Consider the following 19,107-nt stretch of genomic DNA (forward strand, 5'->3'; position numbering starts at 1 on the left):
GCACTCTCCCGCACCGACCAGCTCGTGCCCCGTCCGGAATCTCCGGGGACGCTCCGGACATCGCGCCGCCCGCTCGGGAGACGGTCAGGAGTCGTGGTGGGGCGGTCGGTTCCACCGGTACCAGTCGTCCCGGTCCTCCGCCGGAACGGGACCACGCTCGTCCGCGGTGGTCTCCGGCAACACATCGCCGAAGACCTCCGCGAGATACCGAGCACGTCGCCGCCTGTCTTCGTCCCCGGCGGCCGGGCTCACGGGTTCCTCAGATGCCATCGATACCGGAAAGCTGCTCGATCACGTGCGTCACCAGCGGGGTCAACGTGGCCATACCGTCCCGGATGGCCGCCCGTGAACCGGCCAGGTTGACGACCAGCGTGCTGCCGGACACACCGACCAGCCCTCGGGAGACCCCGGCGTCGACCGCCCCGGCCGCCAGTCCGGAGGCCCGCAGGGCCTCGGCGATCCCGGGAACCGGCCGGTCCAGTACTCCGGAGGTGGCGTCGGGGGTGACGTCCCGGGGCGAGACTCCCGTCCCACCGACGGTGATCACCATGTCCACCCCGCCGATCACCGCCGTGTTCAGCGCGTTCCTGATCTCCACGGTCTCACCCGCGACGGCGACGCTGCCGTCGACGATGAACCCGGCCTCCTCCAACAGCTCGGTCACCAGCGGACCGATGGTGTCCTCGTGCTCGCTCTGGGCGACCCGGTCGTCGACCACGACCACCAGCGCCCGTCCCAACCGCTGCGCGTTGCGTTCCATATCGCTCACCGTAGCGGCCAGCGAATCGGCGCTCGGATCCAGTGGATCCGCCCCCACCACCCCGCGCAGCGGGTGGTCTACGACACGGCCCTCGCGACCGTTCATGTGATTCTCCTGCTCGTCGGAAGTTCACCGGTGTGCCGGATCCGGCACTCGCTTCCGGGACACGTCCCGCACGGCCCGGTGAGCACGACCTCGCCCCGCTGGGACGACACCGGCACAGCACACGCCCCGGAACGTTCGGACCACCCCGACTCCGGCGGCAACCCACCTCGCGTTCCGCCGGTCATCGCCCACCGGAAGACCCGCTCGACGGCAGCGGGCCGCCGCGCCACCGGGCGTGGTCTAAGGACGCTCACTGTTCCTCCCCGGCCAGTGTGACCTCGACCTCGTGCTCGTTGCCGCCCTGCCTGTCGGTGACGGTCAATGTGACCGTATCGCCGGGCGCGTAGGAGCGAATGGCCGCGATCAGCTCGTCACCGCTGGTGATGGTGCGGTCGTTGACCTTGGTGATGACGTCGCCGCTCTCGATCCCGGCCTTCGCGGCGGGACCACCCGAGGGGACCCCCACCACGAGACCACCGTTGACGTTTCCGACGACCCTCACCTGCACGCCGAGGGTGGTGCGGGCAGCCGAACCGTCCTCGATGAGCTGCTTGCCGATCCTGCGGGCCTGGTCGACCGGGATGGCGAAGCCGAGCCCCACCGAACCGGCCTGCCCGCTTGAGGTACTCGGGCTGTAGATCGCGGAGTTGATTCCGATCACACGACCGTTCATGTCGACGAGCGGGCCACCCGAGTTACCGGGGTTGATCGCGGCGTCGGTCTGCAGCGCGTTGAGCACCGTGGCCTGCGAGCCGTTCTCACCGCCCGCGCGGACCGGGCGGTCCTTGGCACTGATGATTCCGCTGGTCACCGTACCCGAGAGCCCGTAGGGCGAACCGATCGCCACCACTCCGGAACCGACCTGGGTGTCCTCGGAGTTGCCCAGCTGCGCCGGGGTGAGTCCGTTGACGTCGGCCTTGACCACGGCCAGGTCGGACCACGGGGCGGTGCCGACCACGGACAGGTCGCTGACCTGTCCGTCGTTGAAACGCGCGACGAGTCCTCCGCCCGCGCCGGAGGCTCCCTCGACGACGTGGTTGTTGGTCAGGATGTAGCCGTCCTCGCTGATGATGATCCCCGAACCGGAGCCCGAGGTACCTCGGACGGTCCGCACCTGGATCTGCACCACACTGGGCAGCACCTTGTCCGCGACGGACTGCACCGAGCCCGAGGGCGCACTGCTGCTGTTGCTGGAAGCCGGGGTCCGCTGGTCGAAGGAGGTGACCGAACCGGAACCACCGGTGGCCTGGTACACGGCGTAGCCCCCTCCGGCGCCTCCCAACAGACCGGCCACCAGCGCCACCGCGGTCATGCCGACGAGCAGCTTGCCTCGGCCTCCGCCGTTGCCCCGCGCCAGGGGCGGCTGGGGGTACTGCTGGGACGCGTAAGGCTGGTTCGGATCGGCCTGCGGCGGCAGCTGCCACGCGCCGTACTCGTACTGTCCCGGTTGCTGCGTGTTCGCGGCGATACCGGGTTGGCCCGGATACTGCCCACCGGAGTACTGACCGGGCTGGTTCGGCTGTCCGCCCTGCCCCGACTGCTGACCGGGGTACTGCGGCGGATTACCGATCCCGTAGGGATACTGGGCCTGCGGCGCGGACTGTTGCGGGCCGTGGGGCTGCTGGGGCTGGGTGCCCGAGTAAGGCCCCCACGGTTGGCCATGGGGCGCGTCGGGGTGCGCGGCGGAGACGTTGGGCTCCGTCCCGGATGTGGAACCGGTGGGAGCGGTGTGCTCGGCTCCCGCCTGCCACTGATCCGGTTGCCCCGCACCGCCCTGTCCGGCATCCTGCTGGGAAGCGGGTCCGGCGGCCTCGTCCCGACCGGTTCGGGCCGAGGTTTCCGCGGTGGAGCTCTCCCCGGACTGTGGGGACTCCGCGACTCCTTCCGGTGGATGACCGGCCGTGCCGTTCTCGTCGGCCCCCGTCCGCCACGGGCCGTCCTCGCCCGGCGTGTTGGAACGCTCCTGACCTTCGTCGGGAGAACCAGGGTGCTGTTCGCTCATGTCTCCACTCTGCGTTATTCGACTGAGAACCGCCTGAGATCAGGCTTGGAGTCGAACGATGAATAGCACTCGACTCAGGCCGTCTCGTACGGATGAGCGGTTCCGGAGACCGCGCGGAGCCGTTCGGCGACCTGTTCCGGGGTCACATCGCTGATCCAGACTCCCATCCCGGACTCCGAACCGGCCAGGTACTTGAGCTTGTCCGGGGACCGCAGCACCGAGAACAGGTTCAGGTGCAACCAGGAGAGATCCCTGCCGGAGCGCACGGGAGCCTGCTGCCACGCCGCGATGTAGGGCAGCGGTCGGTCGTGGAGGCGGTCCAGTCGCCGCAACGTGTCGAGGTAGACCACCGCGAGGTCGTCCCGTTCCTCGTCGGTGAGGGCGGTGAGGTCGGGGACCCGGCGGTTCGGGACCACCATCAGCTCCACGGGCCAGCGGGCGGCGGGCGGCACGAACACGGTCCAGTACCGGGACTCGTGGATCACACGCCGTCCGGAGGAGCGCTCGGCCTCGAGCACGTCCCCCAGCACGTGACCGCCGTGGGTCCGCCGGTACTCCTCGGCGTTGCGCAGCAGCTGGTTCGTCCTGGGGGTGACGAAGGGGTAGGCGTAGATCTGGCCGTGCGGATGGTGCAGTGTCACGCCGATCTCCTCGCCCCGGTTCTCGAAGCAGAAAACCTGCTCGACTCCGTCGAGTTCGGCGAGTTCGGCGGTCCGGTCGGCCCAGGCGTCCACGACCGTCCGCGCCTGTCGCGGGCTCAGCTCCGCGAACGCGCTGCGGTGCTCGGAGGTGAAGCAGACGACCTCGCACCTGCCGCTGGCGGGCGCGCGCCGGACCAGTGGGTCCGTGTCGAGCACACCGGTGGCCGCCTCGGGCGGTTCCCCGCCCGGCCGCGCGAACGAGGGGAACCGGTTCTCGAACACGGCCACCTCGTAGTCGGGTTCCGGGATCTCGCTGGGCTTGCCCGGTTCACTGGGGCACAGCGGACACAGGTCGGCAGGCGGCTTGTACGTGCGGCTCTGCCGGTGCGCCGCCATGGCGATCCACTCCCCGGTCAAGGGGTCGCGTCGCATCTCGGGCGCCGTCGGTGCGCCGTCGAGCTCACGAAGGTCCTCGGCGGTCCGCTCGGGTGCCGTGTCCGCCGAGTCGAAGTAGATGATCTCCCGCCCGTCGGCCAGTCGCCGTGCGGTTCGCCTCACTGCTCACTCTCCACCCGCGTGGTCTCCCCGCGACCGGTGTCGGCCGGTTCGTGCTGTTCACCCCCGACGGGAGCGATCGACAACTCCGCGATCCGCTCCCCGAGCACTCGGCGCGCCTCCTCCGGCAAACCGTCGTCGCTGATCAGCACGTCGGCCTCCTCGAGTCCGACGATGGTGGAGATGCCGACCGTGGACCACTTGGCGTGGTCGGCCACCACGACCAGCCGGTTGGCCGCGCGGGCGAGCGCACGGTTGGTCTCGCTCTCGTCGAGGTTGGGCGTGGTGAATCCCGCCCGGGTGCTCATCCCGTGCACGCCGAGGAAAACGAGATCCAGGTGCAGCGAGTGCAGCGTGCGCACGGCCACCGGCCCGACGAGCGCGTCGGAGGGGGTGCGGACCCCGCCGGTGAGGATCACGGTGCGGTCGGTGCGCCCCCGCTGCTGCAGCACGTCCGCGATTCGAACGGAGTTGGTGACCACGGTCAGATCCGCGACCTCGTCCAGGTGACGCGCCAACGTCCAGGTGGTGGTGCCCGCGGAGAGCCCGATGGCCGAGCCCGGGCGGACCAGCCGAGCCGCGCGGTTGGCTATGGCCTCCTTCTCGGCGGGTTGGTACACCGACTTCGCCTCGAACCCGGGCTCGTCGGTGCTGCGGTCCACCACCGAGGTGGCACCACCGTAGACCTTCTCGACCGCACCGCGCGCCGCCAGGGTGTCGAGATCCCTGCGGATGGTCATGTCGGACACACCCAGGCGTTGCACGAGGTCGCTCACCTGCACCGCGCCCGTTCTGCGAACCTCGTCCAGTATCATGTCCTGGCGCTGACGTGCCAGCATCGCCACTCCAACCCGGCCGTGCTCATCACCGGTCCGACGCGAGCGCCGCACCCGAAATCATCACGATTCCACGCGAACTTGACTCATCAAGTCAACACAAACCAACAATACCCTACACGAAGCAGCACAGAAACCGCGTGAAGTCAGCATCACTCGACCGGGAGACAGCCCGCCCCCGGCCGGGGGCACCAGAGCACGGCCTCCGAGCCCCGCACCCGACCGACCCCGGCGAGGGGGACCCAGCGGCCCGTCCTCACCCGGCTTCGGCTCCGCCTCCCCGGGACTGTTCGGGGTCGACGTGTCCGGGCAGGTACACCGAGATCAGCGCTCCCCCCTCCGGGGCCTCTCCGGCACTGACGCTCCCTCCGTGCCGCTCGGCGACCTGCTTGACGATCGCCAGGCCGAGACCGGAGCCACGCAGCGGCCTGGCCTCGGTGGACCGGTAGAAGCGCTCGAACACGTGGGGACGGTCCTCCTCCGGGATACCCGGACCACCGTCGGCGACCTCGAACACCGCGAACCCCGCGTCGAGCTGTCGTGACTCCACCCGGACGGTGCCGCCGGGCGGGCTCCACTTGGCCGCGTTGTCCAGCAGGTTCAACACAGCGCGCTCCAGGGCGGTGGCATCGCCGAGCATCGACCACTGCCGCAGCCGAACGTCGAACTCGACGTCGGAAGCACGCCGCCTCGCCCTGCTCAACGCCCGCTCGACGACGTCGACGAGCTCCAGCGGCTCGTGCACCGCGTTGGGCGCGTCCTCCCGCGCCAGCTCCACCAGGTCCCCCACCAGCGCGGACAGCTCCGTGATCTGGGCCTGGACATCGCTGAGCATCTCGGCGCGATCCTCGTCGGACAGCTGGGGACTGCCCGGCTGATCGGAAGCGATGAGCAGTTCGAGATTCGTGCGCAACGAGGTCAGCGGGGTACGGAGCTCGTGCCCCGCGTCCGCGACCAACCTCCGCTGCTGCTCCTGGGACTCGGCCAACGCCCCCAGCATCCTGTTGAAGCTGGTGGTCAGGCGCGCCAGCTCGTCGTCACCACTCACCGGAATCGGACGCAAATCGCCCGTACGAGCGATACGTTCGGTCGCCGCGGTGAGCCGCTGCACCGGCCGCAGCGCCGTCCGCGCCACGGCGGTACCGGCCGCGGCGGCCAGCAGGATGCCGGCACCACCGATGACGACCAGCACGACGCTGAGCTGGGCCAGCGTGGCCTTGGTCGGAGCGAGTGACTGCGACATGACCAGGGCCCGGTCGTCCCCGGAGGGCAGCGCCACCACCCTGCTGTTCGTCGCGTCGTCGGTCCGCAGCGAGGAGGACGTCAGACCGCGCGCCACGGCCAGCTCGGCCGAGCCCCAGGGCGGGGCCTTGCCCGGCCCGGTCAGCGCCCTGCCGTCCGCCGTGACCAGACAGATCCGCAGGTTGGCGGCCGCGTAGAACGCTGCGGGCACCGAACGCAGGTTGGGCTCCAGCACCTGCGGGCCGGAGACGGCCTGGCTGGCGCGCTCCCGCAGGTTCTGGTCGACCTGCTCGTAGAGGCTGTCCCGAACCGTCAGGAAAGCCCCGACGGAGACCAGCGCGACGGCCCCGGCGACGCAGATGGCCGCCAGCAGCGTCACCCTGTTCCGCAGCGAAGCCCGCTGCCACCTGCCGCTCTGACCGCCGGAGGACGGCGACTCGATCAGTTCCGGGGGTGGAGGTGCGGGCGTGGTCACGGTGGAGTCTCCCGAAGTACGTATCCGACTCCTCGGACGGTGTGGATCAGGCGCGGCTCCCCCGAGGCCTCGGTCTTGCGTCGCAGGTAACCGATGTAGACCTCCAGGGCGTTGCCCGTCGTGGGGAAATCGTAGCCCCAGACGTCCTCCAACAACCGGCTGCGAGTGAGCACCTGCTTGGGGTGAGCCATGAGCAGTTCGAGCAGCGCGAACTCGGTGCGCGTCAGGCTGATCTCGCGGCTCCCCCTGCGCACCTCCCTGGTGCCGGGGTCCAGCTCCAGATCGGCGAACCGCAGCGACTCCGGCGTGTCCGCCTCGGGGTCGGGCGGGCTCGCCCTGCGCAGCAGTGCCCGCAGCCGAGCCAGCAGCTCCTCCAGCGCGAAGGGCTTGGGCAGGTAGTCGTCGGCACCCGCGTCCAGCCCGGCCACCCGGTCCGAAACGGCCTCACGCGCGGTGAGCACCAGGATCGGCAGGTCGTCGCCGGTCCCCCGTAGTCTGCGCGCGACCTCCAGACCGTCCACCTTGGGCATCATGACGTCGAGAACCATCGCATCCGGTCGTGCGGCGGCGAGCGAGTCCAGGGCCTGCCGACCGTCCGAGGCCAGCTCCACCTGGTAACCGTTGAATTCGAGAGATCTCCGCAACGATTCCCGAACGGCACGGTCGTCGTCGACGACGAGTATGCGCATGTTCCCCAGTCTTACCGGACGCCCTGAGAAAGGACTGAGAAGCGGGGGTGATCGCCGACGGCGAGTCGGGTTTCTGTGCCCGGCATCACACGGAATCAGCTCCCTCCGGTCCGGCGCGGCCGATCACCGGACCTGGTCACGAAACGACCCGAGAGTGTGCGGAGTCATGTCGACACCGGGCCGCTGGGAACCCCACCGGGGAGCACGGCAGGATGGCGAGGATGACAACCGCCGACCGATCCGACCGCGCCGACACCTCGCGGCCGATGGCCGACCTCTACGACGTGATCAACCGGCGACGCGACGTGCGCTCCGAGTTCACCGGCGAGGAGATCGACACCGAGACGCTGTACCGCGTGCTTGGCGCCGCGCACAGCGCCCCCAGCGTGGGTCTCTCCCAACCGTGGGACTTCGTCCTGGTTCGCGACGAGGCGACCCGCCGCGCCTTCCGCGAACACGTGCTGGGCGAGCGCAACGTGTTCGCCGCGGAACTGAGCGGGGAGCGCGCCAAGACGTTCTCCAAGATCAAGGTCGAGGGCATCGTGGAGTCCTCCCTCGGCATCACCGTCACCTACGATCCGGATCGGGGCTCACCCGCGGTGCTCGGCAGGCACGCGATCGCCGACGCCGGGCTGTACTCGGTGTGCCTGGCGATCCAGAACCTCTGGCTGGCCGCGACGGCGGAAGGGCTCGGCGTGGGCTGGGTGAGCTTCTATCGGGAGGACTTCCTGCGCAGACTGCTGGACATTCCCTCCGGGATACGGCCGGTCGCCTGGCTGTGCGTGGGACCGGTGCGCGAGCTCGCCGAGACTCCCGACCTGGAACGGCACGGCTGGCGCAGCAGGCTCCGACTGGAGGATGTTGTACACGACGGCAAGTACCGGCACGATTTCACCCGGTAACCTGTTGCTCGAAAAGCAGGTAATCGATGCGGAAACTCCGGGTGCCCGAGCCTCGCGGGTTCGGTGGAAGCCCGCAGCCCCGCGATCTGCGAGTGCGAGGACGCCGTGGAACAGGACGATCCGCTGCTGGCGGGCCAGATACCCGAGCAAGACCGTCACGTGCGGTTACTGCTCGACTCCGGCCTGATCGAGCAGTGCGAGGCGGCCTTCGACGACTCGGTGGCCAGCGCCCCGAACCTGGTCGGCGGCGAGTGGAACCGCCCCATCGTTCTCGTGCACCGGGCGATCCTCGCCTGGCGGTTGGGGCGGATATCGCTGGCCCTCGAACTGGCCGCCGACGCCTGGACCGAGCTCGACGCGGACAAGCACCGCGACCAGGAGACCGCCCACGCGCTGAGCATGCTGGGCTACCTGCTCGAAGGACACAGCGCCCCGGCCCTGGAGCTGCTCAGCAGAGCGGTGCGCATCGCGCGGGACGTGGGGGAGCCGAACACCCTCGCGCACTGCCTGCTGCGTGAGGGGATGACCCTGGCGTCGCGGGTGCTCGTCTCGGGGGTCTCGCTGGAGCGCTACCTCTCCGAGGCGCTGGAGCGGTTGGACGAGGTGCTCGCCCTGGAGACCGAGGGCTCGACGCACCGGCGGGCACTGGCGGGCAGCGGGCGGGTTCTGGTGGAGCTGGCCGAGGTCGACGAGGCACAGCGGCGCGCCACCGAGGCGGTCGCGGACGCCGAGAGTTCCGGGGACATGTTCGCCCAGTCCATCGCCAACTGGACGTTGGCCGAGGTGCACCGGCGGCGGAGCCTGCTCGACCTCGGGAGAACGATGGCCAGCCGGGCCCTGCACCAGGCGGAAACGATCAGGGAGACCATGCTGATCAACCGCATCTCCACCGACCTGGCCTCGATCTGCCAGCGGCTCGGCGATCACGTCGGCGAGTCCGCCGCACTGCGCCGTGCGGTACGCGCGGGCAACGAGACCATCCACATCCTGCAGGAGGGGCTCGGACAGGCCCTCGAACAACGCCGCATCGCGATACACGCGCAGCGCAAGGCGAACGCGGCCGAGGCGGCAGCGCTGCGTGATCCGCTCACCGGGTTGGCCAACCGGTTGGGGATGGAGCGCTACGCCCCGGGCCTGCTGGAGCGCAGTGCCGCACGGGGCGGCATACCCTGGCTGCTGTTGCTGGACGTGGACTGGTTCAAGGACGTCAACGACGGTGCGGGGCACTCGATGGGCGACGCCGCGCTGCGCGAGGTGGCCTCGCTGCTGCGGGCCGAGTGCCGCGCCGAGGACCTGATCTGTCGCTGGGCGGGCGACGAGTTCGTGGTGGTGCTGGCCGCTTACTCGGCGGATTCGCGGGCGGCCGGTCCGGCCGTGGCCGAACGCATCCGGGCGGCGGTGGACGGGCACGACTGGCGGCAGGTCCTCGGCGAGATAGAGCGCCGCCCCACGGTCAGCATCGGTGCCGCCGCGGGGCCCGCCCGGCTGAACGAGCTGTTCACGGCCGCGGACGTAGCGCTCTACCGCGCGAAGCACGGTGGCCGCAACCGGGTGGAGGTCGACGACTCGGAGCGCCGCGAGCCGCTGCCCGCCGAGTGAGCGGGGCCTTCGGTCGGGGAACAGGGCGTCCGCCCGGCGATAGGATCGGGACTCATGGCGGCAACTGCTGGACCGGAGCCGGCTCGTCGCGAAGGGGTCTGCGACCCGCCGTCGGATACAATCACCGGCCGGGAGCCGGGAGCCGGGAGCCGGGAGCCGGGAGCCGGGAGCCGGGAGCCGGGAGCCGGGAGCCGGGAGCCGTGGGGCACCGTTCCGGTACGTCGCCGCGTGTTGGGGGTCGTGCGCAACCTGACCGCGCTGGACCGGCTCGGTGATGTGCTCCCGCTGCTCGCCGACGACTTCCGCGTGGAGACCCGCTTCACCCGCGCGACGGGCTCGGCGTTCGATACCGACCTGTCCGATCACTTCCGCCGGGCGGGGATGCGCGTGGTGCCGTGGGAGCGGGCGAGCTCGACGGAGTTCGCCCTCGCGGTATCCCCCAGCGGCAACGGTGCGCTGCACGAACTCGACATGCCGGTGCTCACCCTCTCGCACGGCGCGGGGCACCACAAACACCTGCCCTCCGCCGCCGGGTTCGGCCCGGCGGTGGCGGGGTTGTCCGAGGAGCAGCTACTGCGGGACGGCGAGCCGATCCCCACTTCGGTGTGCCTGACGCACCACGACCAGCTGGAGCTGCTTCCCCCGGACAGCCCCTCACTGCGGTCTCTGGCCCGCGTGGTGGGCGATCCCTGCTTCGACCGGCTGCGGGCCAGCCTCCCTGCCCGGAAGCGGTACCGGGAGGCGCTGGGGGTCGGCGACCGGGAACTCGTCGTGCTCACCTCCACCTGGGGAAGTCGCGCGCTGTTCGCCCGCAGGCCGGAGCTGCCCCGGGAACTGGTGGGGGCGTTGCCCTCCGAAACCCACGCGGTCGCGCTGGTGCTGCACCCGAACGTCTGGGACTGGCACGGCTCCTGGCAGATCGAACACTGGACACGACGGGCACGGGAGGCGGGGCTGGTACTGATCCCGCCGGATCGGGGCTGGAAGGCCGCGCTGGTCGCCGCGGACACCGTGATCGCCGACCACGGCTCCCTGGGACTCTACGCGGCGACGTTGGGAAAACGGCTGCTGCTGGGAAGCTTCGGTACCCGGGAGGTGATCGCCGACACGCCGAGGCACGAACTCGGGAGACGGGCCGAGTACCTGCGCGACGACGCGGAGCTGACGGCACAGATCGCGGCCGCCGCACCGGTGCCGGAGTACGAGAAGCTGGCCGCCGAGACGTTCGCCCACCAGGACCGGGCGGCGGGCGAGTTGCGGCGCGCCCTCTACGAGCTGCTGGAACTGCCCGAACCGCCGTGGCGAGCCACCGCACGACCCGTGGACCCGTTCGTGCCCGAGTGACTCACCCACCGGCGCTTTCCCCATCGCACGGTTCCTCCCGACCCGTCGGCGTCGTGGGAGGTCACTCACGCGGTTAAGCCCCACACGGACGTCCGTCTCGGATTCTCACGAGGGCGGCGGTACCCGCTCGATGGCTCCGCGACCGAGGCGAGCGCGAGTCGGGGCCGCCGGGAAACACGTCGAGGAGAAAGGACTTCGATCAGTCCAGTTCGGCGCGGACACGCTCGGCTTCCGGGCTGCCCGCCCGTTCGTAGATCGCGGCGGCCTCCCGCAGGCACTTCTCGGCCCTTTCCCCCTCGCCGAGCTCGCGCAGCGACCGCGCCAGCCCCTCGAACGGCGAGGCCAGTTCGAACAGCAGTTTCTCGTCGTGCTCCTCGCAGCGGTGAGCGCTCAGTTCCGCGATCGCCAGTTCGAGTCGTTCGACGGCCTGCCGGTGCCGTCCCATGCGCCGCAGCACGGTTCCGGTGGTCACCTTCACCTTGGCGGAGGTGCGCCAGTCGTTCGGGAAGTCCGCCAGCCGTGCCGCCGCGGTCTCCAGGTACTCCAGGGCCTTCTCCTGCTCGCCGAGTCCGCTGTGGGCCTGGGCGGTGAAGTGCTCCACCAGGGCCATGCCCCGGGGTTTGCCCAGCTGCTCACTGATCTCCCACGCGGAGCGGAACAGCTCCGTCGCGGACTCGTAGTCCCGCTGCTCCAGGTAGACCCGCCCGTGGAACTCGTAGGCCGAGGCCAACACCTGGCGGTGGCCCGCGCTCGCGGCCGCCTCCCGAGCTCGGTCGGCCTGTTCGTGGGCCTCGGCGAAGCGGTGGCACTCCATCAGCACCCTGGTGCGCAGGATCCGCGTCCTGGCCAGCGCCACAGGATCGTCCAACCGGGACGCCGCCCCGGTCGCCGCCTCGAAGGCCCGCAGCGTCTCCTCGTAGTGCTTGTGATGGTTGTGCAGCGTCCACAACGGACCGTCGCAGAGCGCGAGGACCGTTTCGGCGTCACCGCGGTGACGGGCGTCGTGGACCAGCGCGAGGATGTTCGGGAACTCGGCCTCCAGCCAACGCAGCGCGCCCGGCTTCGTGAACGGGTTGTCCTCGCCGCGCACGAGATCCTCATCACCGGCCACCCGCAGTCTGGTCGGTTCCATCACGGCCCGGTCGGCGTGAGCACCCAGGCGGCGGTAGTGGGTGACCAGCCGCCGGTGGGCCGCCTCGGAGCTCTCGCCGTCGAGGTCCGCCGCGCGTTCGCCGGCGTGGACGCGCACCAGGTCGTGCAGGTGGAAACGGCCATTGTCGGGGCCCCGCACCAGGTTGGCGGCACGCAGCTCGTGAAGCAGATCCTCGGCCTCCTCGGGATCGGTGTCGAGCAGCGCGGCGACCGCCCCCGCCTCGAAGGTGAGGCAGGGGCTCGCCCCGAGCAGCCGGTAGAGCACGGCCTGTTCGGCGGGCAGATCGGTGACGGCGAGCTCCAGGGTGTCGCGAACCTCGGGGTTGTCGTGCAGGACCTGGAGTCCGTGCTCGGGGTCGGCGAGCCAGTCGGCTGCGCGTCGCGGGGTCCAGTGCGCGAGCCTGCGGATCTTCCTCCCCACGAACTCCAGTGCCAGCGGGGTGCGGCCGCAGCGCTCGACGAGCCGCACCACGTCCGGATCCGTCGCGTCGAGGTCCGTCTCCGTGATCCGGGCGAGCAGCTCGACCGCGTGCTCGTGGGAGAGCCGATCGAGGTCGATCGAGCTCACCTCGGTGGAGGGGAACTCGGCCGCGCGGTGCTGGCTGGTGAACAGGATCATGCTCTCCGGGGCAGCGAGCCTGAGCTCGCGCAGCTGGTGCGGGCGCACCAGGCCGTCGAAGACGAAACCCATCCTGCGACCACGGGTGCGGTCCCGCAGCAGCTGCACCGCGTCCTTGTCCAGGGCCGGAATGTCACGATCGGCGATGCCGATCCTGCGCAGGCACGATCGTGCGAGTTCGCCGTAACCCGCGTCGGGGCGGGCGTGGCAGTCGATGTAGCAGAAGCCGTCCTCGAACCGCTCGTGCACCTGCCACGAGAAGCTCCGCGCGAGCGTGCTCTTGCCAATGCCGCTGAGACCGCACAGGGCTATGAGCGCGGCGCCCGACGAGCCGTTCGCCCGCGGAGGATTCTCGAGGGCACTGTGCAGCCTGTCGCGCTCGCACTGCCGGTCGACCAGCAGCACGGGCTCGGCGGGGACGCTCACCGGACGTTCGGGGGTGGGCGTGCCCGCCCCGTGGAAGTGCAGGTGCTGCTCGAAGCTGCCCACCTGTCCCGCCTGCACGACGTTGTGGGCGTCGCCGCGGTACTCGTTGGTCATGGTCACCCCAGTGCCGTCGTCTCGCACACGGTAACGGGAAGTTGACCATACGCGCGAACCCTCCGGGAAGAACCGGGCGAGGCGGGACGGTGAGGGAGCGGACCGGGTGGGCGCGGGCCCTGGCTCGGCGGCTCCCCAGCCTCGGGCCTCCGGGAACGTCCCCGAGGGTGAGTCCGGGCGATGGGGGCGGTGTCGAGCGGGTTCGGCGAGCCGGTATCCTTTGGTGCGGAACCGGGTCGTTGATCCGGCGGACAATCGCACAGGCCCTCGTAGCTCAGGGGATAGAGCACCGCTCTCCTAAAGCGGGTGTCGCAGGTTCGAATCCTGCCGAGGGCGCCCTTCGTCATCTCTGGGAAAGGCCCTGTGAGCTGCACGGACAGCCCACAGAGCCAGTTCGCGACTACCTGGCTGTACCCAGCTGTACCTACTTCACTACAGCTTTGCGCGGACAATGTACGGACAGAGTCCGCGTCTACTGGCCGCCGAGGGCATCCTCCACTTGGCGTCGGGCCTGCACTTCTTGACCATCGACGCAGGCCGCGTACACGTCCAGCAGTACTGCCACGGAGTGTCCGGCCCATTTGGCGACGGTCGTCGGGGCCACTCCCCCGTTGAGCCAGGTCGACACGGCGGCGTGCCGCAGGTCGTACGGTCGTTTCGCCAACGGGGAGTTGAACGCTTGTGTAGTCAGTGCCGCTTTCCGCGCCGCCCGCCACGCCCGCATGTAGGTGATCTGCGGAATCCGACCGCCCTTCTCCCCGTAGAACACGCGGTCGTCGCCGTCGGGCGGGTACATCCGCGAATGCTCCAGCAGGATCCCCACGAGTTCCGGCGGACACGGCACGGGCCTTCCCTCACCTGGCTCCCGGTGTTTGAGCGGACGGGCATCCCGTGTCTCGCCGGAGTCGGTCCACTGGGATCCCGCGTGCGGACTCGCCTTGTCCAAGATGATCTCGCCCCATCCCTTGCTCGGAAGAGTCAGGTTCGACGCCTTCAACGTGACCACCTCTTCGGGGCGCAGGGCGGCGAAGTACATCACCGCGAAGAACGCGTAGAGACGTGGGCCGCTGCGCTGGACCTCTTTCACCGCGTTGAGGATCGTGCGTGCCTGAATCGGGTTGGGCACTGAGCGGCGGTCAACCGCCCGAGTTGCTTTGGGGGCCGACCACTTGACTTCCGGCACGGGGTTGCGGGGTAGCTTCTCCCACTCGACAGCGTGGTTCAGGGAGTTGGACAGCACCATTCGCTTCTGTCGAGCGACGCTGGAGGCAGCCTTCGAACCGTCGACATTGGTGGACAGGGCATCGAGCATCGCCCGAACGGTGCGCAGGTCCAGAACATCGGACAGCGGCCTGGAGTTCTTCGCGATCCACCGCAGAGTCCGGGTTACGTGCTCAGGTTGCTCGACGGAGTCCCGCCGGGCGGTGTTGAAGGCCCAGAGGGTCAGTGCGGAGCGGATGGCCTTGTCGTCGGGCTTGCCACGGCGGGTGGAGAACATCACCGGAGTGACGCTGGTCAGGGATTCCGCGATGGTTCTGCGGTAGGTCGCGGCCGCGAAGTCCCACTTCGCGTCGACATACTGGCAAGCGAACTCGTACCACGTTACGTCGACCTGCTGCCGACTCATCGACACAGGCCTACCCGTCGCTTTGACGAATGCCTCACCCTTTCGAGCGGCACTCATCAACTCCGAGCGAAAGCTGTCGGCGAGCGCTGAGTTCTTGAACGACTCGTAGAACTCTTCACCAGCGACGATCCAGCGGACTCCGTAGCTGGTGATTTTGCCCTTGTCGTTCTTGCGCACCTTCAGCTGCCAGATGCGGACGTCGTAGGTGGTGTCGGTCATGCGGCGTTATCCTCCAGTGTGTCGAGCCAGGTGTCGAAGTCGGTGCGGCGGATGCGCAGTGATCCGTTGGGCAGGCGGATGCATCTCGGGGCAGTGCCCTTGGCACGCCAGAGATCAAAGGTGGACCGAGCGATGCCGAGCTCTTCGCAGAACTCGGCGACGGTCATCCAGTTGCCGCTGCGTTTGGGCATGGGTGTCTCCTTTCCGGTCAGGCTGCTTCCTGGTGTGGGTGGGTTCGTGTCTCGTGGCAGTCGAGGCATTCGCCCCGCAGTGGTGGGGTGGTTGGGATGCGGTAGCCGACGTCGCGTCGGCAGGTGTCGCAGATGCGGTGGGCGCGGTTCATGGCCGTGACGGCGGCCAGTTGGGCGGGGCTGGGGGTGCGTTTCTCGGTGGCCAGTCGGGCGTCGTAGAGCCAGGCTCGGAGCGGTTGGGTGGGGCGGCGTTTGCGGGGGCGCAGGCATTGGGCCGCGGGTGGGTGTCCGCCGGGGCAGAGTCCGGCTTCGCGGAGCTGGCGGCGGGTGACCAGGTGCAGCGGTGCCTGTTTCCAGGGGTAGGTCGGGAGTGGGTGGCGTTCGGCGTTCGGGTCGTAGCAGTCGAGGCTGGTTTCGTAGCGGCGTTTGGGCATGGGTGTCTCCCGGTCGGTGAGCACACGCGGGGCCTGGACAGAATGGACAGAATTGACAGAATCCGGGTTTCAGCCGTGTTTATGCTGGTCACCGGGCCGAAGTGCGGTGGCTACCGGTTTGGACAGTATTGGACAGAATTTGGACAGAATTAGGTCGAGGCCTGCGCGGAGCCCGGATCGGGCCGGGTGGGATGCCTGCCTGACGGGGGCGACCGGTGATTTGTGTCCAGATTCTGTCCAGTTGTGTCCAGCGGGACGCCGATAGTTTTGTAAGGCTGTGCGCTGGAGGTTCGCCACTGTTGGCGGGGTTGTGTCAATTGTGTCCATTCTGTCCAGGGTTCTGGCGTCGGTGGATGGGGTGTGTGTAGTAACGGGGGCTGGGTGGGCGTCCCGGGCCGGTGCGGGTGGGTTCGACGTAGGCGATGTGGCCGTGGTCTTCCAGCAGCGCCAGGGCGGGGTTGAGGTCGTTGGCCTGGCGGAAGCGTTCGCCGCGGTTGGCTCGGTGGGCCTCGCGCTTGGTGAAGCTTTCCTGCCCGGTGCGTTGGATCCAGTCGAGCAGGGTGCGGGCGGCTTCCAGGTCGGGGTCGGCGCCGAGCCGGTCGAACACGGCCAGGGCGTGGGCGGTGAAGTAGCGGGTCAGTTCGCGGGCGCGGCTGACGGTGTCGGCCTCGACGGGTACGGTCCAGGGTTCGTTCGGGTGGGCGGCCAGGTGCAGCAGCGCGGCCAGCCGCACGGTTTGCCCGATCTGTTTGCCCGCCCAGTCGCCGATGTGGGCCCATTCGCCGCGTTGGGGGTCGAGTTTGGGTTCGATCTCGTTGTGCATCTCGATGAGTACCTGGTTGGCCTCGGCGGTGAAGGCCAGCACGGCGGGGTCGGTCCAGCTGTTGAGGGTGTGGACGAGGTTGCGGAGCCGTTCGTCGTAGACGTTGGCGGTGTGCTCGGGCACGGGTGGTGGATCGGCGAGCCGGCGGCCGACGCGGCTGTCGGGCAGGGAGTACAGGAACCGCGCCAGCAGCCCGGAGCCGCGGAACAGCGCGGTCTGGGACAGCTCGTCGATGATGGCCGGTTGCACGGTCAGCCCGAGGGTGATGGCGGGGTTGTCGATGCATTCCGAGGGTCGGCCCTTGCGGTCGATGCGGATCATGTCGCCGCCGTGGCCTTTCAGGAACACGTCCAGGTTGGGAGTGCCGGAGTAGCGCCCGGCCAGGATGGCGAAGATGCCGCCTTCGGCCGAGAGCACGGCGATGCGCCCGTTCTGCTGGGCCAGCATCGAGGCCGCGGTTTCCGGGGTGAGGTCGTCGGCGATCAGTCGTGGCTCGTCGGGCACCTCGGTGCCTTGGGCCTGCAACGCCGCGTCGAGCGCATCGGCCATGGCCTGCTCGTGTTCGTCGCCGTCTTTGCTCACCGCCTGCCGTTCGGCCTTTTCCTGGGTGGCCTCGGCGGTTTTGCGTTCCAGCCGTGCTTGTTCGATGACCGGGCGCGCTTTTTCCAGCAGTTCGGCTTCGGCGCGCTGCAACGGGCGGGTCATGGCGCGAAACACCGGAGTCTTGCGGGTCGCCGGGGGCAGGGCCACCACGGTGTAGATGTTGACCGGCTCGTCCCAGCCGGTACGGGGGCGTGCGAGGGCACGGCCTCCGGCGGCGGTGGACAGCGCGGCCAGGCCGACGCAACCGGCCAGGTCGGGCGGTGTCTGGGTCGCCTCGGCCACGGCTTCGACCATCTCGCCGAGCCAGCCCGTCAATGTGTGGGTGGGAAACTCCGGCCGCGTGCGGGTCTCGCCCAGCGACACCGGAGGCTCCCAACCTGCGGCGGAGCGGGTGGCGGTCTGGGTGTGGTCAGGCTCGGTTGGGTTGGGGATGGCGGTGAGGTGTGTGGGCATGGTCGTGTCGGTGGTGTCCTTGTCGGAGGTGGGGTCTGGGCTGGGGCGTTGGATGCGCCCCAGCCCGGGTGTTTGGGGTTGTGGCAGGCTCACGCGGCCTCCTGGTGGTGGCCTGTGGCTGGGGTGTTCGGCGGGTGGGCCGATGCCCCGGTGCCGTCCGAGGTGTCCGTTGTGGAGGCTCTCGGCGGCCCGGAACCCCTGTTCGGTTGCTGGCTGAGTGGGCCTGTGTCGGCTCGGGACGGTGCTGCCGGTGTCTCGGCCCGGCCGGTGGGCCGTGTTCGGCCGAGTCCGTGGAGGCTGTCGGGGGTGTCGTGGGTGCCGCGTAGCCAGCCGCGGGCGATGTTGCGGCGGGCGGTGGACTCCTCGGTGGGTTTGCCGGTGCGCTGTCGGCGGCGCAGCGCGGCGGCCAGCAGTGCGTCGGTGGTCTCGGTTTCGCTCCAGGGTGCGTGGTCGTGGGTGGCGAGGTTGGCCAGCCGGCGGGCGGCGGCATACAGCAGGCGCCACCGTTCGCCGGGGCGGGTTTCGACCTTGTCGAGCTCGTCGTGCCAGATGCGGCGCCAGTAGGCGGCGGTGTGCTGCCCGCTCCGCCCCGCGCCGAGGTTGGGAGCCTGTCGGGGCGCGGGCTCGGCCGGTGCCGGGGCCGGTGGCAGCACCCGGTGGCGCAGCCAGTCGGGAAGCTCGGCGATGCCGGTGGTGGGCGAGCAGCGTTGGTAGGTGCCGTCCCGGTCTTCGGGTGGGGCGTGGATCGCACAGCCGGGGGCGACGACGTAGCCGCCGTCGGCGCGCAGGTCGATCTGGTGCCCCACCCGGCCGGTGGCGTCGCTGGAGACCGACAGGCCCTCGGGGCAGCGGAAGTACAGGTGCCGTCCCTGCGAGGGGGTTTTGACCGTGAGCGTGTCCGGCCAGGTCACCTGCTCGGCGGCTGTCAGGGCGTCGAGGGCGTGCAGCCCGTCGGTGACCGGGGTGGGGATGTCGGGGGCGGCTGGGGCGGGTGGTTCGGGTTTGCGGTCGAGGTCGAGCACCACCAGCCCGGACCGTCCGGTGTGGATACCGACGTTGGCCCGCGGGGTGTGGCGCCACCACCGGGCGAGCTGGCCGAGGTCGGTGGTGGCGGCCAGCAGCCCGTGACACGGGCGAGCCTTCGTCAGACACGGGCATTCGTGGGGTGTGGTGCAGCGGCCGTGGCCACAGGCGCGGCAGTTGCCGAACGGGCGTTTGCTGTGCGGGCGCAGCGGGAACACGGCGAAGCCGTGCCAGGCCAGCCAACAGGCCACCTGATAGGGACTACTCACTGCG

16 protein-coding genes and 1 tRNA gene are annotated in these 19,107 nt (G+C 69.8%); 4 read left to right on the forward strand and 13 right to left on the reverse strand.

Annotated elements, in window-relative coordinates; genetic code table 11:
* Nucleotides 1–84: 84 nt before the first annotated feature.
* From BLQ75_RS00905 to BLQ75_RS00935, 7 genes are all read right to left on the reverse strand, one after another.
* On the reverse strand, nt 85–270 hold the full coding sequence (locus tag BLQ75_RS00905; protein ID WP_092596262.1) for a hypothetical protein: 186 nt from the start codon (nt 268–270) through the stop codon (nt 85–87).
* Nucleotides 260–760, reverse strand: a complete 501-nt coding sequence (locus BLQ75_RS00910) for a MogA/MoaB family molybdenum cofactor biosynthesis protein (protein WP_092597167.1) — start codon at nt 758–760, stop codon at nt 260–262. The genes BLQ75_RS00905 and BLQ75_RS00910 overlap by 11 nt, the downstream gene beginning before the upstream one ends.
* Before the next feature lie 355 nt (nt 761–1,115).
* Nucleotides 1,116–2,867 (reverse strand): trypsin-like peptidase domain-containing protein, encoded by a 1,752-nt coding sequence (locus BLQ75_RS24050; protein ID WP_092596264.1) that lies wholly within the window; start codon nt 2,865–2,867, stop codon nt 1,116–1,118.
* Between the two features lie 74 nt (nt 2,868–2,941).
* A complete protein-coding gene (gene galT / locus BLQ75_RS00920; protein WP_092596266.1) occupies nt 2,942–4,066 on the reverse strand; it encodes a galactose-1-phosphate uridylyltransferase in 1,125 nt (374 codons plus the stop codon).
* Entirely contained in the window at nt 4,063–4,902 is an 840-nt protein-coding gene (locus tag BLQ75_RS00925; RefSeq protein WP_092596269.1) for a DeoR/GlpR family DNA-binding transcription regulator, read from the reverse strand. Before BLQ75_RS00925 ends, galT begins: the two co-directional genes overlap by 4 nt.
* 253 nt (nt 4,903–5,155) lie before the next feature.
* Entirely contained in the window at nt 5,156–6,616 is a 1,461-nt protein-coding gene (locus BLQ75_RS00930) for a HAMP domain-containing sensor histidine kinase (protein ID WP_092596272.1), read from the reverse strand.
* Nucleotides 6,613–7,305 (reverse strand): response regulator transcription factor, encoded by a 693-nt coding sequence (locus BLQ75_RS00935; RefSeq protein WP_043575735.1) that lies wholly within the window; start codon nt 7,303–7,305, stop codon nt 6,613–6,615. The genes BLQ75_RS00930 and BLQ75_RS00935 overlap by 4 nt, the downstream gene beginning before the upstream one ends.
* A gap of 221 nt (nt 7,306–7,526) precedes the next feature.
* Between BLQ75_RS00935 and bluB the strand changes: the two genes are divergently transcribed.
* The 3 genes from bluB (at nt 7,527) to BLQ75_RS00950 (ending at nt 11,150) form a co-directional block, all read left to right on the forward strand.
* On the forward strand, nt 7,527–8,207 hold the full coding sequence (gene bluB / locus BLQ75_RS00940; RefSeq protein WP_092597170.1) for a 5,6-dimethylbenzimidazole synthase: 681 nt from the start codon (nt 7,527–7,529) through the stop codon (nt 8,205–8,207).
* A 63-nt stretch (nt 8,208–8,270) separates the two neighbouring features.
* Nucleotides 8,271–9,806, forward strand: coding sequence for a GGDEF domain-containing protein (locus tag BLQ75_RS00945; protein WP_244515144.1), 1,536 nt, complete (start codon nt 8,271–8,273; stop codon nt 9,804–9,806).
* Between the two features lie 228 nt (nt 9,807–10,034).
* Complete coding sequence (locus tag BLQ75_RS00950; RefSeq protein ID WP_244515145.1) at nt 10,035–11,150, forward strand: hypothetical protein; 1,116 nt, start codon at nt 10,035–10,037, stop codon at nt 11,148–11,150.
* A 199-nt stretch (nt 11,151–11,349) separates the two neighbouring features.
* Here BLQ75_RS00950 and BLQ75_RS00955 read toward each other — a convergent pair whose 3' ends face one another.
* The gene (locus tag BLQ75_RS00955) at nt 11,350–13,461 is read right to left on the reverse strand and encodes an NB-ARC domain-containing protein (RefSeq protein WP_092596274.1); all 2,112 of its coding nucleotides are present in this window, start codon (nt 13,459–13,461) and stop codon (nt 11,350–11,352) included.
* Between the two features lie 263 nt (nt 13,462–13,724).
* Between BLQ75_RS00955 and BLQ75_RS00960 the strand changes: the two genes are divergently transcribed.
* Nucleotides 13,725–13,797: transfer RNA gene (locus BLQ75_RS00960), tRNA-Arg, on the forward strand.
* Between the two features lie 136 nt (nt 13,798–13,933).
* Here the strand turns inward: BLQ75_RS00960 and BLQ75_RS24055 are convergent.
* The 5 genes from BLQ75_RS24055 to BLQ75_RS00985 all read right to left on the reverse strand — a co-directional run bounded on the left by BLQ75_RS24055 (nt 13,934) and on the right by BLQ75_RS00985 (nt 19,103).
* On the reverse strand, nt 13,934–15,307 hold the full coding sequence (locus BLQ75_RS24055) for a tyrosine-type recombinase/integrase (protein ID WP_092596275.1): 1,374 nt from the start codon (nt 15,305–15,307) through the stop codon (nt 13,934–13,936).
* Nucleotides 15,304–15,498, reverse strand: a complete 195-nt coding sequence (locus BLQ75_RS00970; RefSeq protein ID WP_092596276.1) for a helix-turn-helix transcriptional regulator — start codon at nt 15,496–15,498, stop codon at nt 15,304–15,306. Before BLQ75_RS00970 ends, BLQ75_RS24055 begins: the two co-directional genes overlap by 4 nt.
* 17 nt (nt 15,499–15,515) lie before the next feature.
* On the reverse strand, nt 15,516–15,932 hold the full coding sequence (locus BLQ75_RS00975) for an RRQRL motif-containing zinc-binding protein (RefSeq protein ID WP_092596277.1): 417 nt from the start codon (nt 15,930–15,932) through the stop codon (nt 15,516–15,518).
* 313 nt (nt 15,933–16,245) lie between these two features.
* Nucleotides 16,246–17,904, reverse strand: coding sequence for a YfjI family protein (locus tag BLQ75_RS00980; protein ID WP_092596278.1), 1,659 nt, complete (start codon nt 17,902–17,904; stop codon nt 16,246–16,248).
* A complete protein-coding gene (locus BLQ75_RS00985) occupies nt 17,901–19,103 on the reverse strand; it encodes a bifunctional DNA primase/polymerase (RefSeq protein WP_092596281.1) in 1,203 nt (400 codons plus the stop codon). Before BLQ75_RS00985 ends, BLQ75_RS00980 begins: the two co-directional genes overlap by 4 nt.
* Nucleotides 19,104–19,107: the final 4 nt, after the last annotated feature.

The sequence above is a fragment of the Actinopolyspora xinjiangensis genome (assembly GCF_900104475.1).
GTDB classification, from domain to species: domain Bacteria; phylum Actinomycetota; class Actinomycetes; order Mycobacteriales; family Pseudonocardiaceae; genus Actinopolyspora; species Actinopolyspora xinjiangensis.